The sequence below is a fragment of the Rhizobium phaseoli genome, from assembly GCF_003985125.1.
Classification (GTDB): domain Bacteria; phylum Pseudomonadota; class Alphaproteobacteria; order Rhizobiales; family Rhizobiaceae; genus Rhizobium; species Rhizobium phaseoli.
In genome coordinates, this window is sequence record NZ_ML133567.1 from 168844 (window position 1) to 185795 (window position 16952).

The window sequence follows — 16952 nt, forward strand, 5'->3', positions numbered from 1 at the left end:
CGACCATGCGCGTGCTCGTCACCCGCCCCGCGCATTCGGCCGAGAAAACCGCACAACGTCTGCGCGAGATGGGCCACGAGCCGCTGCTGCTGCCGCTGCGTCGGCCAGAACATGACAGTGCCGCAGCCGCCGGTGCGCTTGCAGCCACCCGCGCCGCGATCGCGGTCACCAGCGGCGAAGCCGTCAGGGTGCTGTCGGCTCTCGGCGAGACACTTCGTCCACACCTTGACCGTCCGATTTTTGCGGTCGGCGAGATGACGGCGCAGGCGGCGCGGCGTCTTGGCTTCCGCTCCGTCACCGCATCCTCGGGCAATGGCCGCGATCTCGCCGATCTCGTCAGCGCGCAAAGCGTGGAGGACTTGCTATACCTCGCCGGCAGGCCGCGCGCCGAAACCTTCGAAGGCAAATTGCGCGAACTCGGGATCCGCTTTTCCGTCGCCGAATGTTATCGCATGCTGCCCGTTGCTCCCGGCGCGGCCGACATCGCGGCGATTTTTTCCGGCAGTCACCCGGATGCCGTTCTTTTCTATTCCCGGCAGACGGCCGAGGACTTCTTTCAGGTGGCGGAGCTGCGATCGGCCCTGTCGGAACAGGGGAGAATCCGCCTTCTCTGCCTCAGCGAGGCGGTAGCGCAGGCCATTCCGACCCTCCTGAAAGAGACCGTGACGATTTCGTCGATGCCGGATGAGATAAGCCTTTTGTCGCTGCTTTGAGTGCTCCTGCCGCCCAAATTTGATCTAACCTCTTCCCTTAACTGGCATCACTGTCTAGTTTCGTTGCAATGCAGGATAAAGAGGACCTCATGGTATCGGGAACCCCGCCACGCCATTCCAAGAGCGCCGACGAGCCAGTCACGATCGACCTCGATTCTCAGGATTTCGCCTCCGTAGCCGATACCGAAAAGCCGGTGGACACTGATGCCGGTGAGACCGACAGCACGACCACCGCCGATGTGGATCTGCCGCCCGAAACCGAAGCGGCGTCGCAGCCCGAGCAGGAAAGCGAGCCCGAAGCGGCGGCAGCCGAGGAGACGCCGGCAGCCGCCGAGCCTTCTTTCACCCCTCGTACCGACCAGCCCGCGTCAAAGGGCGCCGGCACCTCCGGTCTGATCGCCGCCGGCATCTTCGGCGGTCTCGTGGCGCTGCTTGGCGCAGGCGCCATCCAATACGCCGGATACCTCCCGGGCGCCTCGGCACCGCAGACGGCCTCGCCTGAGATCGCCGATCTCTCCGGCGAGATCGACGGTTTGAAACAGACCGTCGCCAACCTCGCCGCCAATCCCGCAAGCACCGGCGACAGCGCGCTTGAGACGCGCGTTGCGGCGCTGGAAACGGCTGCGAAGAACCCTGCAGCGGCACCAACGGGCGAGCCGGCAAATGTCGAAGCGCTCAACCAGAAGATTGCCGAGCTGAGCGGCCAGGTCGAGCAGCTGCGTTCGACGCTTGCCCAGTCTTCCGAGCAGCAGACGAGTAACGGAGCCGATATCGCCAAGCGCCTCGACGAGGCCGAAAAGAAGCTGAACGAACCGCGCCAGGATGTCGCCGTCGCACGGGCGATCGCGGCAGCCGCCCTCAAGGCGGCGATCGATCGCGGCGGCCCGTTCGTCGCGGAACTCGACACTTTCGCCGGTGTCGCACCCGACGATCCAGCCGTCGCCGACCTGCGCAGCTTTGCCGAGACCGGCATTCCCTCGCGCGCCGAGCTCGTGCGTCAGGTTCCGGAGGTTGCGACCGCGGTCGTCGAGGCTGTCAATCAGCCGGATCCGAACCAGAACTGGTCGGATCGGCTGATGGCGAGCGCCAAATCGCTGGTGACTGTCCGTCCCGTCGGCAATATCGAGGGCGAAAGCGTCGAGGCGATCGCCGCCCGCATGGAGGATAAGGTGAAGAACGGCGACCTGCTCGGTGCTTCCGCCGAATGGAATGCCCTGCCGGCTCTCGGAAAACAGGCGTCCGCTGCCTTCAAGCAGTCGCTGGAGGCGCGCATCCGCGTCGAGGAGCTGGTCGGCGGGGCGCTGTCGAAAGCGGTCAGCGGCGCCGGCAAGGAAGGGTAAGACCATGATCAGACTCGTCGTCTTCGCCCTGCTCGTATTGCTTCTCGCCTATGGCTTCTCCTGGTTCGCCGATCGTCCCGGCGACCTCTCGCTGATCTGGGAGGGTCAGATTTACCAGACGAAGCTGATCGTCGCGGTGAGCGCGATCATCGCTCTGATCGCCGCCGTGATGATCGTCTGGTGGTTCGTTCGCCTGATCTGGACCTCGCCGCATTCGGTGACGCGTTATTTCCGCGCCCGCAAGCGCGACCGCGGCTATCAGGCGCTGTCGACCGGCCTGATCGCCGCCGGCGCCGGCAATGCGCTCCTTGCCCGCAAGATGGCGGCGCGCTCGCGTGGCCTCATCCGCGCCGATCAGGAGCCGCTGATCAACCTGCTCGAGGCTCAGGCCGCCCTGATCGAAGGCCGCCATGATGAGGCCCGCGCCAAATTCGAGGCCATGGCCAACGATCCGGAAACCCGCGAGCTTGGCCTGCGTGGCCTCTATCTCGAAGCCCGCCGTCTCGGCGCCAACGAGGCCGCCCGCCAATATGCCGAAAAGGCCGCCGACAACGCGCCTTACCTGCCCTGGGCCGCCCAGGCGACGCTCGAATATCGCAGCCAGGCAGGCCACTGGGACGATGCGATCCGGCTGCTCGAACAGCAGAAGGCCGCCCGCGTCGTCGAGAAGGCCGAAGCCAACCGCCTGCACGCCGTGCTGCTGACGGCACGCGCCGCCGAGAAGCTGGAAGGCGATCCGGCCGGCGCCCGGGACGACGCGCTGCAGGCGCTGAAGCTCGCCGCCGATCTTGTTCCCGCCGCCCTCATTGCCGCCAAGGCCTTGTTCCGCGAAGGCGGCCTACGCAAGGCCGCTTCGATCCTCGAACAGGCATGGAAATCGAAGCCGCATCCCGAGATCGGCCAGACCTATGTCAAAGCCCGCAGCGGCGATTCCACACTCGACCGGCTGAAGCGCGCCGAGCGGCTGGAGGCGCTGCGCCCGAACAATGTCGAATCCCTTCTTGTCGTTGCCCAGGCCGCACTCGACGCGCAGGAATTCGCCAAGGCTCGGGCCAAGGCGGAAGCGGCGGCGCGTATCGAGCCGCGTGAAGCCGCCTTCCTGCTGCTCGCCGACATTGAGGAGGCCGAGACCGGCGATCAGGGCCGCGTGCGCCACTGGCTGGCCCAGGCGCTGAAGGCTCCGCGCGATCCCGCCTGGGTGGCGGACGGCTTCGTCTCCGACAAATGGCTACCGGTGTCCCCGGTGACGGGTCGCATTGACGCCTTCGAATGGAAGGCACCCTTCGGCCAGATCGAAGGTCCGCTCGAAGACGGCTCGGCGCCCGCCGCGATCGAAACTGCCCTGAAGACCCTGCCGCCGCTGCGTGACGTCAGGCCGGAAAGCCCGGTCAATGATCATCGCATCATCGAGCTGGAGCGCGCCGCGACGATCGCCGAGGCTGTGCGCCCCGCGCCGGCGCCGGCAAAGCCGAAACCCGTCGAACCGGCCGCCGGCGACAAAGCGCCGGTCCCGAACGAAGCAAAGCCTTTCTTTGGCGGACTGCCGGACGATCCCGGCGTTCGCGATTCCAGGGCGGAACCGGAACCCAAGACCCGGCTTCGCCTTTTCTGAAATGGAACGAAAACCGCATGTTCGAACGCTTTCAGGCATTCTTTCAGAAGCTCACCGCCGATCACCCCAGGAAGGGTTTCGCCCCGGATGATCCTCGCATCGCGGTGGCGGCGCTGTGCATGCAGGTCATGGAGGCCGACGGGCAGATCAAGGCCAGCGAGAAGAAGCGGCTGCGCAAGCTGTTGAAGGAACAGTATGCGCTCGACGGCAAACAGCTCGACGCCCTGATGGCCGCCGGCCTCGAAGCCGAGAGCTCCGCGGTCGACTATTATCGCTTCACATCCGACCTGAAGCGCCACCTGAACACCGAGCAACGTCTGGAGCTGATCGGCATCCTCTGGGATATCGTCTATGCCGATGGCGAACGCAGCGAGATGGAGGATCATGTGATCTGGCGTATCGCCGATCTGCTCGGCGTTTCAGCGCGCGAGCGCATCCAGAAACGGCAGGAGGCCGCCGCCAGGGTGACGGATGTCCAGGTTTTGCAAGATGATTCCGACTGAGCGAATTCAGCACCGCGACGAGCGGCCGATCCTCATCGTCCTGCATCAGGAGCGATCGAGCCCCGGTCGCGTCGGTCAGTTGCTCGTCGAAAAGGGCTATCGCCTCGACATCCGCCGACCGGTGCTCGGCGAACCGCTTCCGGCAACGCTCGAAGATCATGCCGGCGCCGTCGTCTTCGGCGGGCCGATGAGCGCCAATGATCCGGATGACTTCATCAAGAAGGAGATCGACTGGATCGAGGTTCCGTTGCGGGAGAAACGCCCCTATCTCGGCATCTGCCTCGGTGCCCAGATGTTGGTGCATCACCTTGGCGGCAAGGTGCAGGCGAATACCGACGGCTCGACCGAGATCGGCTGGTATCCACTGCACCCGACCGAGAAGGGCCGGCTGCTGATGCACTGGCCGAAGATGGTCTATCACTTCCACCGCGAGGGTTTCGAGCTGCCGCGCGGCGCCGACCTTCTGGCCGAAGGCGATGCCTATCCGAACCAGGCCTTCCGCTACGACGGCAACGCCTGGGGCCTGCAATTCCACGCCGAGCTCACCCGGGTGATGATGCATCGCTGGGTCGTGCATGGCGCGCATCGCTTCATCCTGCCGAACGCCCAGCAGGGCCGCGAACATCTCGAAGGCCGCATGCTGTTCGACGCGCCGCTGCGAGTCTGGCTCACAGAATTCCTCGATCTCGTCTTCGAGGGAAAGGCCGCAAAAGCGGCGCACCCGATCACGCTTCCTGCATAGGAGCGCGCCTCCCGGCAGGAAGCGACCTTGTCACGGTAAAGCGCGTCGCATCAAATTTGATTCATGCGACGCGCTTCAGCCCTTTGTTTTGATGCATGTCGTTGTCCCGGAACCGCTGCACACTTCCGGGCGACATGCATTAAGCCGGCGCGTCGAGCGTATCGATCCTGCGCAATTTCGGGAAGCTCGAAGCCCAGATCGCGGCGACAATAAGGGTTCCGATGCCGCCGATGACGACCGCCGGCACCGCGCCGAAGATCGAAGCCATCGTGCCGGCCCTGAATTCCCCGAGCTCGTTCGAAGCGCCGACGAAGACCATGTTGACCGCATTGACGCGGCCGCGCAGCTGATCCGGCGTCCACAGCGCGATCAGGCTTTCGCGCACATAGACCGACACCATGTCCGCCGCCCCCATCAGCGCCAGTGCTGCGATCGAGACTTCGGTGTTGGTCGACACCCCGAAGATGATGGTTCCCAGACCGAACAGGGCGACGCCGATGAACATGTAGATGCCGGCACGGTGCTTCAGCGGATAGGCGGCCAGAAAAATCGCCATGACGATGGCGCCGAGCCCCGGTGCCGCACGCAACAGTCCGAGGCCCCAGGGGCCAAGGGTCAGAATATCCCGGGCGAAGATCGGCATCAGCGCCGTGGCGCCGCCGAGCAGCACGGCAAAGAGATCGAGCGAAATCGCGCCGAGCACCACCTTTTCGGCGCGGATGAAGCTGAAGCCGCCGAGGATCATCGCCCAGCTCTTGGCCTCACCCACCGTCTTCTGCTCCGGCTTCGGGATCATGAAGAGAAGGCCCGCGCCGAGGATGGAAAAGATCACCGCCACCGTATAGGCGGTCGTCGCGCTGACACCATAAAGCAGGCCGCCGATCACCGGCCCGGTGATCGCCGCGAGCTGCCAGGACGATGAATTCCAGGCGATCGCATTCGAAAGCGCATGCTCGGGAACGAGATTGGGCGCGAGAGACTGTACCGCCGGCGACATGAAGGCGCGTTCGATACCGAAGATCAGAAGCACCGCAAACACTGGCCAGGGCGCGAAAGTATCCGTCGCCGTCATGATGAGCAGCGCCAGCGTGCAGAGCGCGCTCACCAGCGAGCACAGCGCTGCGATGACCCGGCGATTGTGCCGGTCGGCCACCGAGCCGGTGACGAGGATGAGCAGCAGCGACGGCAGGAACTGCACGAGGCCGATCAGGCCGAGATAGATCGCCCTGCCCGTCTGGTCGTACATCTGCCAACCGACGGCGACGCTGACGATCTGCTGCGAGAAGGAGAGCAGAAAGCGGGCAAAGAAGAAGCGGGTGTAAGACGAATGCCGGAACGCGGCAAAACGGTCTCCGGTGGGCGAAAACGACATGAGCCTTGTCCGAGGAAGCGGGCGCCGGACTGGTTGCGAGGCCGCCCGTTAAACATGATTTGCCCTGCGTTCCCACACGGCACTTGCTCGTTTAGTTGCCAATGTCTACATGTCTGTCAACAACCAATTGGAGACGACGATGTTTGCCTTGTTTCAAACCATTGATTTGGTTTTGAATATTTATACGTGGATTCTGATTGCCAGTGCCGTTTTCTCCTGGCTCTATGCGTTCAACGTCATCAATTCCAGCAACCAGTTGGTCAATTCGGTCGGCACGTTCCTCTATAATGTCACCGAGCCGGTGCTGAAGCCGATCCGTCGTCGGCTGCCGAACCTCGGCGGCATCGACATTTCGCCGATCATCCTGCTGGTGATCATCTTCTTCCTGCGCACCTTCCTCTGGACCACCCTTTACCCGCTGGTCGCTTGAGCCCTCCCTGGAAGCTCTTCGCTGATCATCTGCGCCTGACTGTTCGGCTGACGCCGAATGGCGGGCGAGACGCGTTCGACGGCATTGAGACGGACAGCGAAGGCGAGACCTATCTGAAGGCTCGCGTCACCGCCGTTCCGGAAAAGGGAAAGGCCAATAAGGCCCTGATCGCGCTCGTTTCCAAATCCGTCGGCGTTGCCAAATCCAGCATCACTCTCGTTTCCGGCGAAACCGCGCGCAAAAAAATCCTCCGGATCGAGGGCGACCCGGAGGATTTGGCAAAAAAGCTCGAAACGCTTTCAGGCTGAACGATCAGCCTTTCGCCTTCTTGGCACGCTCGATGGCCTCGAGGATAAGCGCGCCGGCTTCGCCGGAATCGCCCCAGCCGAAGATCTTCACCCACTTGCCGGGCTCCAGATCCTTGTAGTGCTCGAAGAAGTGCTCGATCTGCTTCAGCGTGATCTCCGGAAGGTCCGTATAGTCCTTCACCTTCTCATAGCGCAGCGTCAGCTTCGGCGACGGCACGGCGATGATCTTCTCGTCCTTGCCCGAATTGTCTTCCATCTTCAGGACGCCGATCGGGCGCACGTTGATGACGCAGCCCGGAACCAGCGGGCGGGTGCTGGCGATCAGGACGTCGATCGGGTCGCCGTCTTCGGACAGCGTGTGCGGCACGAAGCCGTAATTGCCCGGATAGGTCATCGGCGTATAGAGGAAACGATCGACGACCAGGGTGCCGGCGTCCTTGTCCATTTCATACTTGATGGGATGACCGCCGACCGGAACCTCGACAATAACGTTGACGTCTTCAGGGGGATTCTTACCGATTGAAACGGCGTCGATGCGCATACGAAACTCCTGCGAGGTTGAATTGCTCGCAGCCAGATAATCAGTTTCATGCGGCAACGCAACATTTGACATCACCAATGCGTGATGGCGACAGCAAGCGACCACATCAAAATTCTAGCAGGAGATGAGCACACGGCGGCCGGATCGCTCAGTTCCAGATGAAACCGATTTTCTTCAACTGCTTGTGGTCGAAATTTTCCATGCCTTCGCAGAAATCGATCCCGCCGTGATGGCGGTAGAAGCGGCTGGCGGTCTCGTTTTCCTCGAGGCACCAGACGACCAGCCCGTTGCAGCCGAGCGACTTCAACAGCCGGCGCGCCTCACCGAACAGCATCCTGCCGAGACCGATGCCCTGATATTCGGGACGAAGATAGAGCTCGTAGATTTCGCCTTCCTGCGGCAGGGCGCGGGCGCGATTGAGGCCGAGCGTCGCATAGCCGGCGACCGTGCCAGCCACGTCGAGGACCAGCAATGTCGCAGGTCCGCGCGTTGCCTTGCGCCACCAGTTTTCACCGCGCCGCTCGATCATCTGCGTCAGGGCGCGATGCGGAATAATCCCCGCATAGGTGTGCTGCCAGGCGAGCCTGTGCGTTTCCGAAATGGCTCGGGCATCGTGCGGTTCGGCCCGCCGGACATCGATCGACAACGTCTTCATAACGTTTACTCTGGTCCTGCCGGGGGCAATTAACCATACGCGATGACGCATTCGGCTCGATTGCCCACAGACTTAACATGTGGACGACAGTCAAAATTTAACGCTTTTTTAACGATTGTCACAAGTCGGAATCGGCGCAGCGCACAATAAAAAACCCCGGCGCGAAGGCCGGGGTTTTGAGGAGTAACGCCAGACGCTCAGAGAGCCGCCTTGGTCTTTTCGAACCGCTTGCGGTCGTTGGCGTCGAGGTACATCTTGCGCAGGCGAATGGACTTCGGCGTCACCTCGACCAGTTCGTCTTCCTGGATCCAGGAGAGCGCGCGCTCGAGCGTCATGCGGATCGGCGGGGTGAGCTTGACAGCTTCGTCCTTGCCGGCGGCACGGATGTTGGTCAGCTTCTTGCCCTTCAGCACATTGACCTCAAGGTCGTTGTCGCGCGTATGGATGCCGATGATCATGCCCATATAGACCTTTTCGCCGGCGTCGATGATCATCGGGCCGCGGTCTTCCAGGTTGAACAGAGCGTAGGCCACGGCTTCACCGGGTTCGTTGGCGAGCAGCACGCCGTTGACGCGGCCGCCGATCTCACCCTTGTAGGGCTGGTAGCTGTGGAACAGGCGGTTCATGATCGCCGTGCCGCGCGTATCCGTCAGCAGTTCCGACTGGTAGCCGATCAGGCCGCGGGTCGGCGCGTAGAACACCAGACGGACGCGATTGCCTCCCGACGGACGAAGCTCGACCATTTCGGCCTTGCGCTCCGACATCTTCTGCACGACGACGCCGGAATGCTCTTCGTCGACGTCGATGAGGACTTCTTCGATCGGCTCCAGGAGCTGGCCGCTCTCATCCTTGTGCATGACCACGCGGGGACGCGATACGGCAAGCTCGAAGCCTTCGCGGCGCATGTTTTCGATCAGAACGGCAAGCTGAAGTTCGCCGCGGCCGGAGACGAAGAAACTATCCTTGTCGGCGCTTTCTTCAATCTTCAGCGCAACGTTCCCTTCAGCCTCCTTGAACAGACGGTCGCGGATGACGCGGCTGGTGACCTTGTCGCCTTCGGTGCCCGCCAGCGGCGAGTCGTTGACGATGAAGGACATGGTGACGGTCGGCGGGTCGATCGGCTGCGCCTTCAGCGCTTCCGTCACCGCCGGATCACAGAAGGTATCGGCGACGGTGCCCTTGGAGAGGCCGGCGATCGCGACGATGTCGCCCGCATGCGCCTCTTCGATCGGCTGGCGCTCGATGCCGCGGAAGGCGAGGATCTTGGAAATGCGGCCCTGTTCGATCAGCTTGCCGTCCTGGCCGAGAACCTTGACGGCCTGGTTCGGCTTGATCGAACCGGAAGCGATACGGCCGGTGATGATGCGGCCGAGGAAATTGTTGGCCTCGAGGATCGTGCCGATCATGCGGAACGGACCTTCCTCGACCTTCGGCTCGGGCACGTGCTTGACGACGAGGTCGAGCAGCGGCGCCAGGCCTTCGTCGGTCGGGCCTGCCGGATCGTAGTTCATCCAGCCGGCGCGGCCGGAACCGTAGAGGATGGGGAAGTCGAGCTGCTCGTCGGTCGCATCGAGCGCGGCGAAAAGGTCGAACACTTCGTTGACCACTTCGTCGGCGCGGGCGTCGGGACGGTCGATCTTGTTGATGGCGACGATCGGGCGCAGGCCGACCTTGAGGGCCTTGCCGACGACGAACTTGGTCTGCGGCATCGGGCCTTCGGCGGCGTCCACGAGAACGATCGCGCCGTCCACCATCGACAGGATACGCTCGACTTCACCGCCGAAGTCGGCGTGGCCGGGCGTGTCGACGATGTTGATGCGGGTATCCTTCCACTCGATCGAGGTCGCCTTGGCGAGAATGGTGATGCCGCGCTCTTTTTCGATGTCGTTTGAGTCCATCACGCGTTCCATGACGCGCTGGTTCTCGCGGAACGAGCCGGACTGTTTCAGAAGCTCGTCAACGAGAGTGGTCTTGCCATGGTCAACGTGCGCGATGATCGCGATGTTGCGAAGTGCCATATGTCATAATCTCTGAGGCTAGGGCGCTACGCCAAGTGGACGCGCCATTTACGTTTGGCGCGCTCTTACCGTTTTTTTCGCGATTGCGAAAGGGGGTCGCGCGCGAAAGCTGCGGCATGGCTTTCACCATGCCGCTTTGCTTGATGTCATCAAACTGTCTTAAGCGTCGCTGCCTGTCAATTCCTCGAAGGTCGCAAGTCCCTTCTTGACGAGCATCGCATCCGGCCTCGGCAGCTTGCCGCGGAAGCCCTTATAAGCATCCTCCGGATCGACCGAGCCGCCGGTGGAATAGATATTTTCCTTGAGCTTTTTCGCCATCTCGGCATTGAAGGCGTCGCCCGTCTCCTCGAAGGCGGCAAAGGCGTCGGCGTCAAGCACCTCGGACCACATGTAGGAATAATAGCCGGCCGAATAGCCGCCGGAGAAGACGTGCTGGAAGTGCGGCGTGGCGTGGCGCATGACGATCGATTTCGGCATGCCGATCTCGGCCAGCACCTCGGCCTGCACCGCCATCGGGTCCTCGACGGCCTCCCGCGTATGGAACGCCATGTCGACCAGCGCCGACGAGGTGAATTCGACGGTGTTGAAGCCGGCGTTGAAGGTGCGGGCGGCGAGCACCTTGTCGAGCAGCGCCTGCGGCATCGGCTCACCCGTTTCGAAATGCACGGCATAGTGCTTCAGGATGGCGGGTACCGTCAGCCAGTGCTCGTAGAGCTGCGACGGCAATTCGACGAAATCGCGCGAGACGCCGGTGCCGGAAACAGAGGGATAGGTGACGTTCGAAAGCATGCCGTGCAGCGCGTGGCCGAACTCGTGGAACAGCGTGCGCGCATCGTCGAGCGACAGCAGCGCCGGCTTGCCCTCGGCCGGTTTGGCGAAGTTGCAGACGTTGTAGATGATCGGCAATTCGCCGTGACGGCCGTTCTTCAGTTTGAGCTTATGCTGCGACTGCAGCGAGCTCATCCAGGCGCCGGATCGTTTCGAACCGCGGGCGAAATAATCGCCGAGGAAAAGGGCGACCAGCCTGTTGTCGCGGTCCCTGATTTCGAAAACCCTGACATCGGGGTGATAGGCCGGCACGCCTTTCTTTTCGACCGCGCGGATGCCGAACAGCCTTTCCGCCACGTCGAAGCAGGCGTCGATGATCTTCTCCAGCTGCAGATAGGGCTTCAGTTCAGCCTCGGAGAAATCGAACTTCCGCGCCCGAATCTTTTCGGCGTAATGGCGCCAGTCCCAGGGCATGACCTCGTGGTTCCGACCCTCCTCGGCGATCAGCGCCGCGATGTCGATCTCCTCCTCGCCGGCACGCTTCACCGCCCGCGCCCAGACCGCTTTCAGCAGGCCGTTCACCGCTTCCGCCGTCTTCGCCATGGTGTTGTCGAGCTTCAGCTCGGCAAAATTGCCGTAGCCCAGCAAGCTCGCCACCTGATGGCGCAGCGCCAGCGTTTCCCGGATGACGGCGCGATTGTCCGTCTCTCCGCCGTTTTCGCCGCGCGCCACCCACGCCTTGAAGGCCTGCTCGCGCAAATCCCGGCGCTCTGAGAAGGTGAGGAACGGCTCGATGATCGAACGTGACAGCGTCACCGCAAATTTGCCCTCCTCGCCACGCTCGCGTGCTGCCGCAGCCATTGCGTCGCGCAGGAATTCCGGCAACCCATCGAGCTCGGATCCCTCGGAAAGCACCAAGGCCCAGGCCTTTTCATCGGCGAGCACGTTCTGGCCGAATTGCGTCCCGAGGCCGGCAAGCCTTTCATTGATTTCGGCGAGCTTCTCCTGCTCGGCCTTGTCAAGCTTGGCGCCCGATTTGACGAAGCCCTTCCAATGGCGTTCCAGCACCCGCGTCTGTTCCAGCGTCAGACCAAGGCTCTCGCGCTTCTCCCAGAGCGTGTCGATGCGGGCAAAAAGCGCGGCATTCATGCCGATCTTCGAATAGTGGCGCGACATCTTCGGTGAGATCTCCCGCTCCAGCAGCTGGATCACGTCATTGGTATGCGCACCCGCCTTGTTCCAGAACAGCGCCGAAACGCGCGACAGCGCATCGCCGGCGATCTCCAGCGCCGTGACGGTATTGTCGAAGGTCGGCGCATCGCTGTTTCCGGCAATCTCGTCGATCTCCTGTTCATGCGCGGCCAGCGCCGCCTCGAAGGCGGCAGCAAAATCGCCGTCATCGATGGCGTCGAAACGCGGCAGGCCGTGGGGGCCGTCCCAGTTGGTGAGCGCCGGATTGAAATCATGGGGAGAAGGCATCGGAGAATTCCTTTTTGGCATGCGAATGGATCGTCAATATAGGAGAGCGGCCGGAGAATTGGTATGTCGCAGGCGGGGCCTTTTGCCTCGCCCGCCAAATCCGGTGGACATCCGTAAAATCTGGTGGACAAAATCTGACGCGTGAAAATTAACCATTTGTTAACGGTTGACGCGAATCAGGCACGAGCGCTAGCTTCCAGGTGATCTTCCTGCCAGGGGACATGCGCCATGGAAATTTTTTCCCTGCGGTCTTCTCAGAGTTTGCTATTTAAAAACAATCCTAATAACGCAAAAAATTCGAAGACTGCCGATATTCACATCGAGACCAAAGCTCCGGCCCCCGTCTCGTTCCAGATCGAAGACAGCCTCGATGAGGGGCCTGATTTTACCGCGGTCAGCCCCGGAGAGTTGCGCTCTTATGCGCGCCAAAGCTTTGACAGCGGCGTGATCGATCAGAACACCTACGCCGCGATCTCCGAGCCGTTGCCGATGCATGCAATCGATCCGCTCGGCAACGTTATCGACCTCTCCAACGTGACCGACGGCACGAGCTTCAATTTCCTCGATTATTACAAGAACCAGCTGCAGGTCGCCATGTCGATCGGCAATCCTAGTGACGTTCAGACGCTGAAATCGGTGGTCAACTTCCTGGACGGCTGAATCACGCCTTGCGCCAGCCGATGAGGCCGGGGGTTGCGTGCCACAGCGCCTCGGCGGCAAACCCCATGAACAGAACGCCGGAGCAGCGCACGATCAGCCGTTCATGGGCGCGATAGAAGCGCCGCACCGCGCCGGCGCCGATAATGCCGATCAGGATGATGTCGGCAGTCACGAAACCGACGAAGGACACGCCGAGAAGCACCGGCAGCGCCTCGAAATCGAGCGCGCCGGCGGAGCCCGCAACCAGGGCGGTGAAGGTGGCGAGCGCCACCGGATAACCCTTCGGATTGGTGACGCCGAAGATCAGGCCGCGCCGAAACGGCCGCTCGACCATGACAAGCGCCTGCCCATCCGCTTTCGGCTTGGCATTGACGGCGCCCCAGCCGATCCAGGCAAGATAGAAACCGCAGGCGAGGCCGAGCAGGTCGAAGACGAAAGTCCCGATCGTCTTCGCGCCGACGATCGCGATCAGCGCCAGCGACGACCAGATCAGATCCCCGACCAGATGCCCCATCATGAAGAAGGCCCCGGCCTTGCGCCCCTGCCCCGCGCCGATACCGAGCAGCTGCAGGAAAGCGGGTCCGGGGATGAGCACGTAGAAAAGCGCCGCCAGGAAGGCGCCGAACAGCAGAGACTGCGTCATAGGAATGCTCCGGAGGATATTGATCGCAGAGTAAGCCATCCGCGACGCCGGTCAAGGGACTGCAGCGTCCCCGCCAGGAGCCGATATTTTTCACCATTATCGTTCCCACGATCCAATGGGTGGCGGCCGATCCGTTCAAATTCTTCGGTCGAATACGGCAATCGGCGTTTTCAGCCGGTAGAGCGTCGTTGGCCGCCGGGCCCGCTCGGTCTGTCGCTTTTCGCCCTCGACCACTTCGAGCAGATCCAGATCGTTGATCTTGCGGCGAAAGGCACTTGGGTCCAGCCGTTCGCCCATCACCGTTTCATAAACCGCCTGCAGTTCTGACATCGTAAAGACGGCAGGAAGCAGCCTCGCCGGAATGGTCGAATAGGCGCCTTTGCCGCGCAGCCGCTCCAATGCGGCGTCCACAATTTCATTGTGGTCGAAGGGCAACTTACCGGCGGCCTCGACTGGCCGCAGCTCCAGCAGACTGGCGCTGCCTTCTAAAGCGCCCCGCGGGACCAGCGCAAAATAGGCGATCGATACCGACCAATCGCGAGGATCTCGTCGCGCCGACGCGAAGGTTCGGAGCTGCTCGAAGAATATGCCCTCGAGCCCCGCCTTGGAACGAAGGATGCGCCGGGCCGCCGCCTCGGCGTCTGGATCCTCGTCCCTGTGCACATAGCCGCCGATCAACGCCGGAACGCCGGCAAACGGCTCGGCAGGACGCTGAAGCAACGCCACGCATAGCTTTCCTTCGTGCAGGGTCAACAAGACGATGTCGACCGTCACGATCGGTCGTGCGAATTCAGCCTCTGCCATGACAATCCCTGCCGTCCTTTCAGCCCTCATAGCCGCCAACCGAAAAAAAGACAATTCGCAATTAGCAACTTGCAAAATGCAAATTGCAAGTCTATATATTTGGTAATGGCGGCGGGCGGAGCGCCCGAGCCGAATTGCCAAGCAGCAAAGGAGTGATGCCATGGGTATGGGACGTTTCAGCACCGCCGACTGGGCGGCCTACAATGCACGCCATGTGGACGGCCGCAGCCGGTCGGAAATATTCGGCGCTACCGGCATCGATCCGCGGTTCGACCCGGCGCGCTTTTCCACTCGAGAGAGCCGCGACAGCGCTCACAACCCGCAATCGACCCCGATTATTCTGGCCGCGGATGTCACCGGATCGATGGGCATGATCGCCCACGAGCTTATGCGCGGCGGGCTCATCACCCTGACATCGGAGATCTACGATCGTCGGCCGGTGTCCGATCCGCACATCATGGTAGCGGCGGTCGGAGATGCATTCACCGATGCCGCCCCCCTGCAGGCCACCCAATTCGAGGCCGACATCTCGCTTGCCGGCCAGATCCGCGCCTTGTGGCTGGAAGGGAATGGCGGTGGCAATAACGGCGAGAGCTACAGCGCCGCCCACCTTCTGGCAGCCCTCAAAACCTCGACCGACGCCTTCGAAAGACGTGGCCGCAAGGGCTATCTCTTCACCATCGGTGACGAGCCGGTTCACAACGGCCTGTCCGCCGACCAGATCGCCCGCATCTTCGGCGTCGAACCACCGCGCGGTTTGAGCGCCCGGGAATGCCTCGCGATGGCCCAGAGATCTTACGAGGTCTTCCACATCGTTATCCGCGAGGGCTATGCAGCCACGGGACTTGACCGGGTGCTGCGGAGCTGGCAGCCGCTGCTGCCCGGCCGCACCTTCGTGCTCGATGACCACAGGCGCATCGCCGAGTTGGTGGTTTCGATCATCGAAATCACCGAGGGCCGGGATGCCAGCGAGGTGGCCGCCAGTTGGCCGGATTCGGCGGCGGCAGTGGTGGCCAAGGCCATTGGCGAACGCCAAAATCGGCGCCTTCTGCCCCTCTTCTAAGCCAGATATTTGAAAGCCCCGGCGCGATCGTCCGGGCGCCGTCGAGGAGCAGAATGATGAGTATTCAAGCACAGACCGTAATCGGCGCGCTTTACGGCGACGAAGGCAAGGGACTGATGGTCGATCGCCTTGCCGCAGCCACGCCGGGAGCCGTGGTGGTTCGCAGCAATGGCGGTGCTCAAGCCGGCCATACCGTGGTCGATCCCGCCGGCATTCGCCACGTTTTCCACCATATCGGCTCCGGCAGCTTTGCCGGAGCTGCCACCCACTTCAGTCGCTTCTTCGTCGCTCACCCGATGCTGTTTCTCGGCGAGTTGTCTGCTCTCAATGAGCGGGGTGCGAAGCCTGAGATCAGCAGCGACCCGCGCGCCCTGATCACCACGCCTTTCGACGTTCTGATCAACCAGGCCATAGAACTGAGGCGGGGCGCTGGCCGCCACGGAAGCTGCGGCCTCGGCTTCGGCGAGACCATCGAGCGTAACCTGCACCCGGAATTCGTCCTTTCGACGATGGACCTGTTCCGCTCCGATCTGCACGCTCGCCTTGTTGCGATCCGCGACAGCTGGGTGCCTGGACGGCTCGCCGCGCTCGGGATCAGCGCTTTACCCGAAGAACTGGCTGCCGTACTGGCCGACGACATCACCATCGCCGGATTCGAAGCAGATTGTGCCGCTTACCTCGACCACGTCACGCTCTGGCCCGACCGACGACTGTGCGAACGCGGCGCTGTCATCTTCGAGGCGGCACAAGGCCTCTGCCTCGATCAGCACCGTGGCGTATTTCCGCACGTCACCCGTTCGAATACCGGGCTTGCAAATATACGCGCGATCGCCGCCGAGGCCGGTGTCACAGAGCTGGACGCGCTCTATGTGACGCGCTGCTACACCACCCGCCACGGCGCAGGACCCCTCAAGGGGGAGGTTCCCACGCTCTCCGGCGTCAATGTCGTCGACCCGACCAATGCGCCGAACGAATGGCAGGGTAGCCTCAGGCTCGCCCCACTCGATCTCTTTATGCTCCGCAAGGCCATCGCAGATGATCTGACGTCGGATCACAGCGGTATTGCCGTCAAAGCCGGGCTGGCGGTAACCTGTCTCGATCAGACGGAAGACGGCTTCGCCGTCACCGATCAGGAGCAAGTATTGCGGCTTGATCCTGCCAAGGCCGCGCCTGAGATTGCCGATTTCGTCGGTCTGCCGCTCTGGGCCGAGAGCTGGGGACCGCGTCGCCGTGACGTCAGGCTCCATGTCGAAGCAGCCGCAGCGTAATTCGCGCACCAATAGAAGCCCCTTCGGCGTTTG

The 16952-nt window shown here is 62.4% G+C and carries 17 protein-coding genes; 10 read left to right on the forward strand and 7 right to left on the reverse strand.

Going from position 1 to position 16952, the window contains the following annotated elements; all coding sequences use genetic code 11:
* The first annotated feature begins 5 nt into the window (after positions 1–5).
* The 5 genes from EFD56_RS06420 to EFD56_RS06440 all read left to right on the forward strand — a co-directional run bounded on the left by EFD56_RS06420 (position 6) and on the right by EFD56_RS06440 (position 4910).
* Complete coding sequence (locus EFD56_RS06420; protein WP_085743436.1) at positions 6–713, forward strand: uroporphyrinogen-III synthase; 708 nt, start codon at positions 6–8, stop codon at positions 711–713.
* 68 nt (positions 714–781) lie between these two features.
* On the forward strand, positions 782–2053 hold the full coding sequence (locus tag EFD56_RS06425; RefSeq protein ID WP_183818491.1) for a COG4223 family protein: 1272 nt from the start codon (positions 782–784) through the stop codon (positions 2051–2053).
* A gap of 4 nt (positions 2054–2057) precedes the next feature.
* Positions 2058–3665, forward strand: coding sequence for a heme biosynthesis protein HemY (locus tag EFD56_RS06430; protein WP_081279144.1), 1608 nt, complete (start codon positions 2058–2060; stop codon positions 3663–3665).
* A gap of 17 nt (positions 3666–3682) precedes the next feature.
* Complete coding sequence (locus EFD56_RS06435) at positions 3683–4168, forward strand: tellurite resistance TerB family protein (protein ID WP_004679241.1); 486 nt, start codon at positions 3683–3685, stop codon at positions 4166–4168.
* Entirely contained in the window at positions 4155–4910 is a 756-nt protein-coding gene (locus tag EFD56_RS06440; protein ID WP_183818493.1) for a glutamine amidotransferase, read from the forward strand. Before EFD56_RS06435 ends, EFD56_RS06440 begins: the two co-directional genes overlap by 14 nt.
* Positions 4911–5049: 139 nt before the next feature.
* On the opposite strand, the gene EFD56_RS06445 is transcribed toward EFD56_RS06440, so the two are convergent.
* Positions 5050–6282, reverse strand: coding sequence for an MFS transporter (locus EFD56_RS06445; protein WP_085743439.1), 1233 nt, complete (start codon positions 6280–6282; stop codon positions 5050–5052).
* Positions 6283–6421: 139 nt separating this feature from the next.
* Here EFD56_RS06445 and EFD56_RS06450 point away from each other — a divergent pair, with 139 nt between their 5' ends.
* The gene (locus EFD56_RS06450) at positions 6422–6712 is read left to right on the forward strand and encodes a YggT family protein (protein ID WP_085743440.1); all 291 of its coding nucleotides are present in this window, start codon (positions 6422–6424) and stop codon (positions 6710–6712) included.
* The gene (locus EFD56_RS06455; RefSeq protein ID WP_004679234.1) at positions 6709–7020 is read left to right on the forward strand and encodes a DUF167 domain-containing protein; all 312 of its coding nucleotides are present in this window, start codon (positions 6709–6711) and stop codon (positions 7018–7020) included. The genes EFD56_RS06450 and EFD56_RS06455 overlap by 4 nt, the downstream gene beginning before the upstream one ends.
* Positions 7021–7024: 4 nt before the next feature.
* Here EFD56_RS06455 and ppa read toward each other — a convergent pair whose 3' ends face one another.
* From ppa to EFD56_RS06475, 4 genes are all read right to left on the reverse strand, one after another.
* Positions 7025–7561: an inorganic diphosphatase gene (gene ppa, locus EFD56_RS06460; protein ID WP_012485505.1), complete on the reverse strand. Its 537-nt coding sequence runs from the start codon at positions 7559–7561 to the stop codon at positions 7025–7027.
* A gap of 148 nt (positions 7562–7709) precedes the next feature.
* Positions 7710–8216, reverse strand: coding sequence for a GNAT family N-acetyltransferase (locus EFD56_RS06465; RefSeq protein WP_010027368.1), 507 nt, complete (start codon positions 8214–8216; stop codon positions 7710–7712).
* Positions 8217–8413: 197 nt separating this feature from the next.
* On the reverse strand, positions 8414–10234 hold the full coding sequence (typA, locus tag EFD56_RS06470; RefSeq protein WP_085743441.1) for a translational GTPase TypA: 1821 nt from the start codon (positions 10232–10234) through the stop codon (positions 8414–8416).
* A gap of 159 nt (positions 10235–10393) precedes the next feature.
* On the reverse strand, positions 10394–12481 hold the full coding sequence (locus EFD56_RS06475; RefSeq protein ID WP_085743442.1) for a M3 family metallopeptidase: 2088 nt from the start codon (positions 12479–12481) through the stop codon (positions 10394–10396).
* Between the two features lie 228 nt (positions 12482–12709).
* On the opposite strand from EFD56_RS06475, the gene EFD56_RS06480 reads away from it, so the two are divergent.
* Entirely contained in the window at positions 12710–13141 is a 432-nt protein-coding gene (locus EFD56_RS06480) for a hypothetical protein (RefSeq protein WP_004679226.1), read from the forward strand.
* Position 13142: 1 nt separating this feature from the next.
* Here the strand turns inward: EFD56_RS06480 and EFD56_RS06485 are convergent, their stop codons facing one another.
* Both EFD56_RS06485 and EFD56_RS06490 read right to left on the reverse strand, forming a co-directional pair.
* The gene (locus tag EFD56_RS06485) at positions 13143–13784 is read right to left on the reverse strand and encodes a LysE family translocator (RefSeq protein ID WP_010009101.1); all 642 of its coding nucleotides are present in this window, start codon (positions 13782–13784) and stop codon (positions 13143–13145) included.
* Positions 13785–13919: 135 nt separating this feature from the next.
* Entirely contained in the window at positions 13920–14588 is a 669-nt protein-coding gene (locus EFD56_RS06490) for an NUDIX hydrolase (protein ID WP_126904965.1), read from the reverse strand.
* Positions 14589–14748: 160 nt separating this feature from the next.
* On the opposite strand from EFD56_RS06490, the gene EFD56_RS06495 reads away from it, so the two are divergent.
* A complete protein-coding gene (locus EFD56_RS06495) occupies positions 14749–15651 on the forward strand; it encodes a hypothetical protein (protein ID WP_085743443.1) in 903 nt (300 codons plus the stop codon).
* A 56-nt stretch (positions 15652–15707) separates the two neighbouring features.
* Positions 15708–16919 (forward strand): adenylosuccinate synthetase, encoded by a 1212-nt coding sequence (locus tag EFD56_RS06500; protein WP_085743717.1) that lies wholly within the window; start codon positions 15708–15710, stop codon positions 16917–16919.
* Positions 16920–16952 lie beyond the last annotated feature (33 nt).

What these genes read in the sequence shown, in the direction of transcription:
- EFD56_RS06420 (WP_085743436.1), top strand. Translation starts at nt 6, where the DNA reads ATGCGCGTGCTCGTCACCCGCCCCGCGCATTCGGCCGAGAAAACCGCA.
- EFD56_RS06425 (WP_183818491.1), top strand. Translation starts at nt 782, where the DNA reads ATGCAGGATAAAGAGGACCTCATGGTATCGGGAACCCCGCCACGCCAT.
- EFD56_RS06430 (WP_081279144.1), top strand. Translation starts at nt 2,058, where the DNA reads ATGATCAGACTCGTCGTCTTCGCCCTGCTCGTATTGCTTCTCGCCTAT.
- EFD56_RS06435 (WP_004679241.1), top strand. Translation starts at nt 3,683, where the DNA reads ATGTTCGAACGCTTTCAGGCATTCTTTCAGAAGCTCACCGCCGATCAC.
- EFD56_RS06440 (WP_183818493.1), top strand. Translation starts at nt 4,155, where the DNA reads ATGATTCCGACTGAGCGAATTCAGCACCGCGACGAGCGGCCGATCCTC.
- EFD56_RS06445 (WP_085743439.1), bottom strand. Translation starts at nt 6,282, where the DNA reads ATGTCGTTTTCGCCCACCGGAGACCGTTTTGCCGCGTTCCGGCATTCG.
- EFD56_RS06450 (WP_085743440.1), top strand. Translation starts at nt 6,422, where the DNA reads ATGTTTGCCTTGTTTCAAACCATTGATTTGGTTTTGAATATTTATACG.
- ppa (WP_012485505.1), bottom strand. Translation starts at nt 7,561, where the DNA reads ATGCGCATCGACGCCGTTTCAATCGGTAAGAATCCCCCTGAAGACGTC.
- EFD56_RS06465 (WP_010027368.1), bottom strand. Translation starts at nt 8,216, where the DNA reads ATGAAGACGTTGTCGATCGATGTCCGGCGGGCCGAACCGCACGATGCC.
- typA (WP_085743441.1), bottom strand. Translation starts at nt 10,234, where the DNA reads ATGGCACTTCGCAACATCGCGATCATCGCGCACGTTGACCATGGCAAG.
- EFD56_RS06475 (WP_085743442.1), bottom strand. Translation starts at nt 12,481, where the DNA reads ATGCCTTCTCCCCATGATTTCAATCCGGCGCTCACCAACTGGGACGGC.
- EFD56_RS06480 (WP_004679226.1), top strand. Translation starts at nt 12,710, where the DNA reads ATGGAAATTTTTTCCCTGCGGTCTTCTCAGAGTTTGCTATTTAAAAAC.
- EFD56_RS06485 (WP_010009101.1), bottom strand. Translation starts at nt 13,784, where the DNA reads ATGACGCAGTCTCTGCTGTTCGGCGCCTTCCTGGCGGCGCTTTTCTAC.
- EFD56_RS06490 (WP_126904965.1), bottom strand. Translation starts at nt 14,588, where the DNA reads ATGGCAGAGGCTGAATTCGCACGACCGATCGTGACGGTCGACATCGTC.
- EFD56_RS06495 (WP_085743443.1), top strand. Translation starts at nt 14,749, where the DNA reads ATGGGTATGGGACGTTTCAGCACCGCCGACTGGGCGGCCTACAATGCA.
- EFD56_RS06500 (WP_085743717.1), top strand. Translation starts at nt 15,708, where the DNA reads ATGAGTATTCAAGCACAGACCGTAATCGGCGCGCTTTACGGCGACGAA.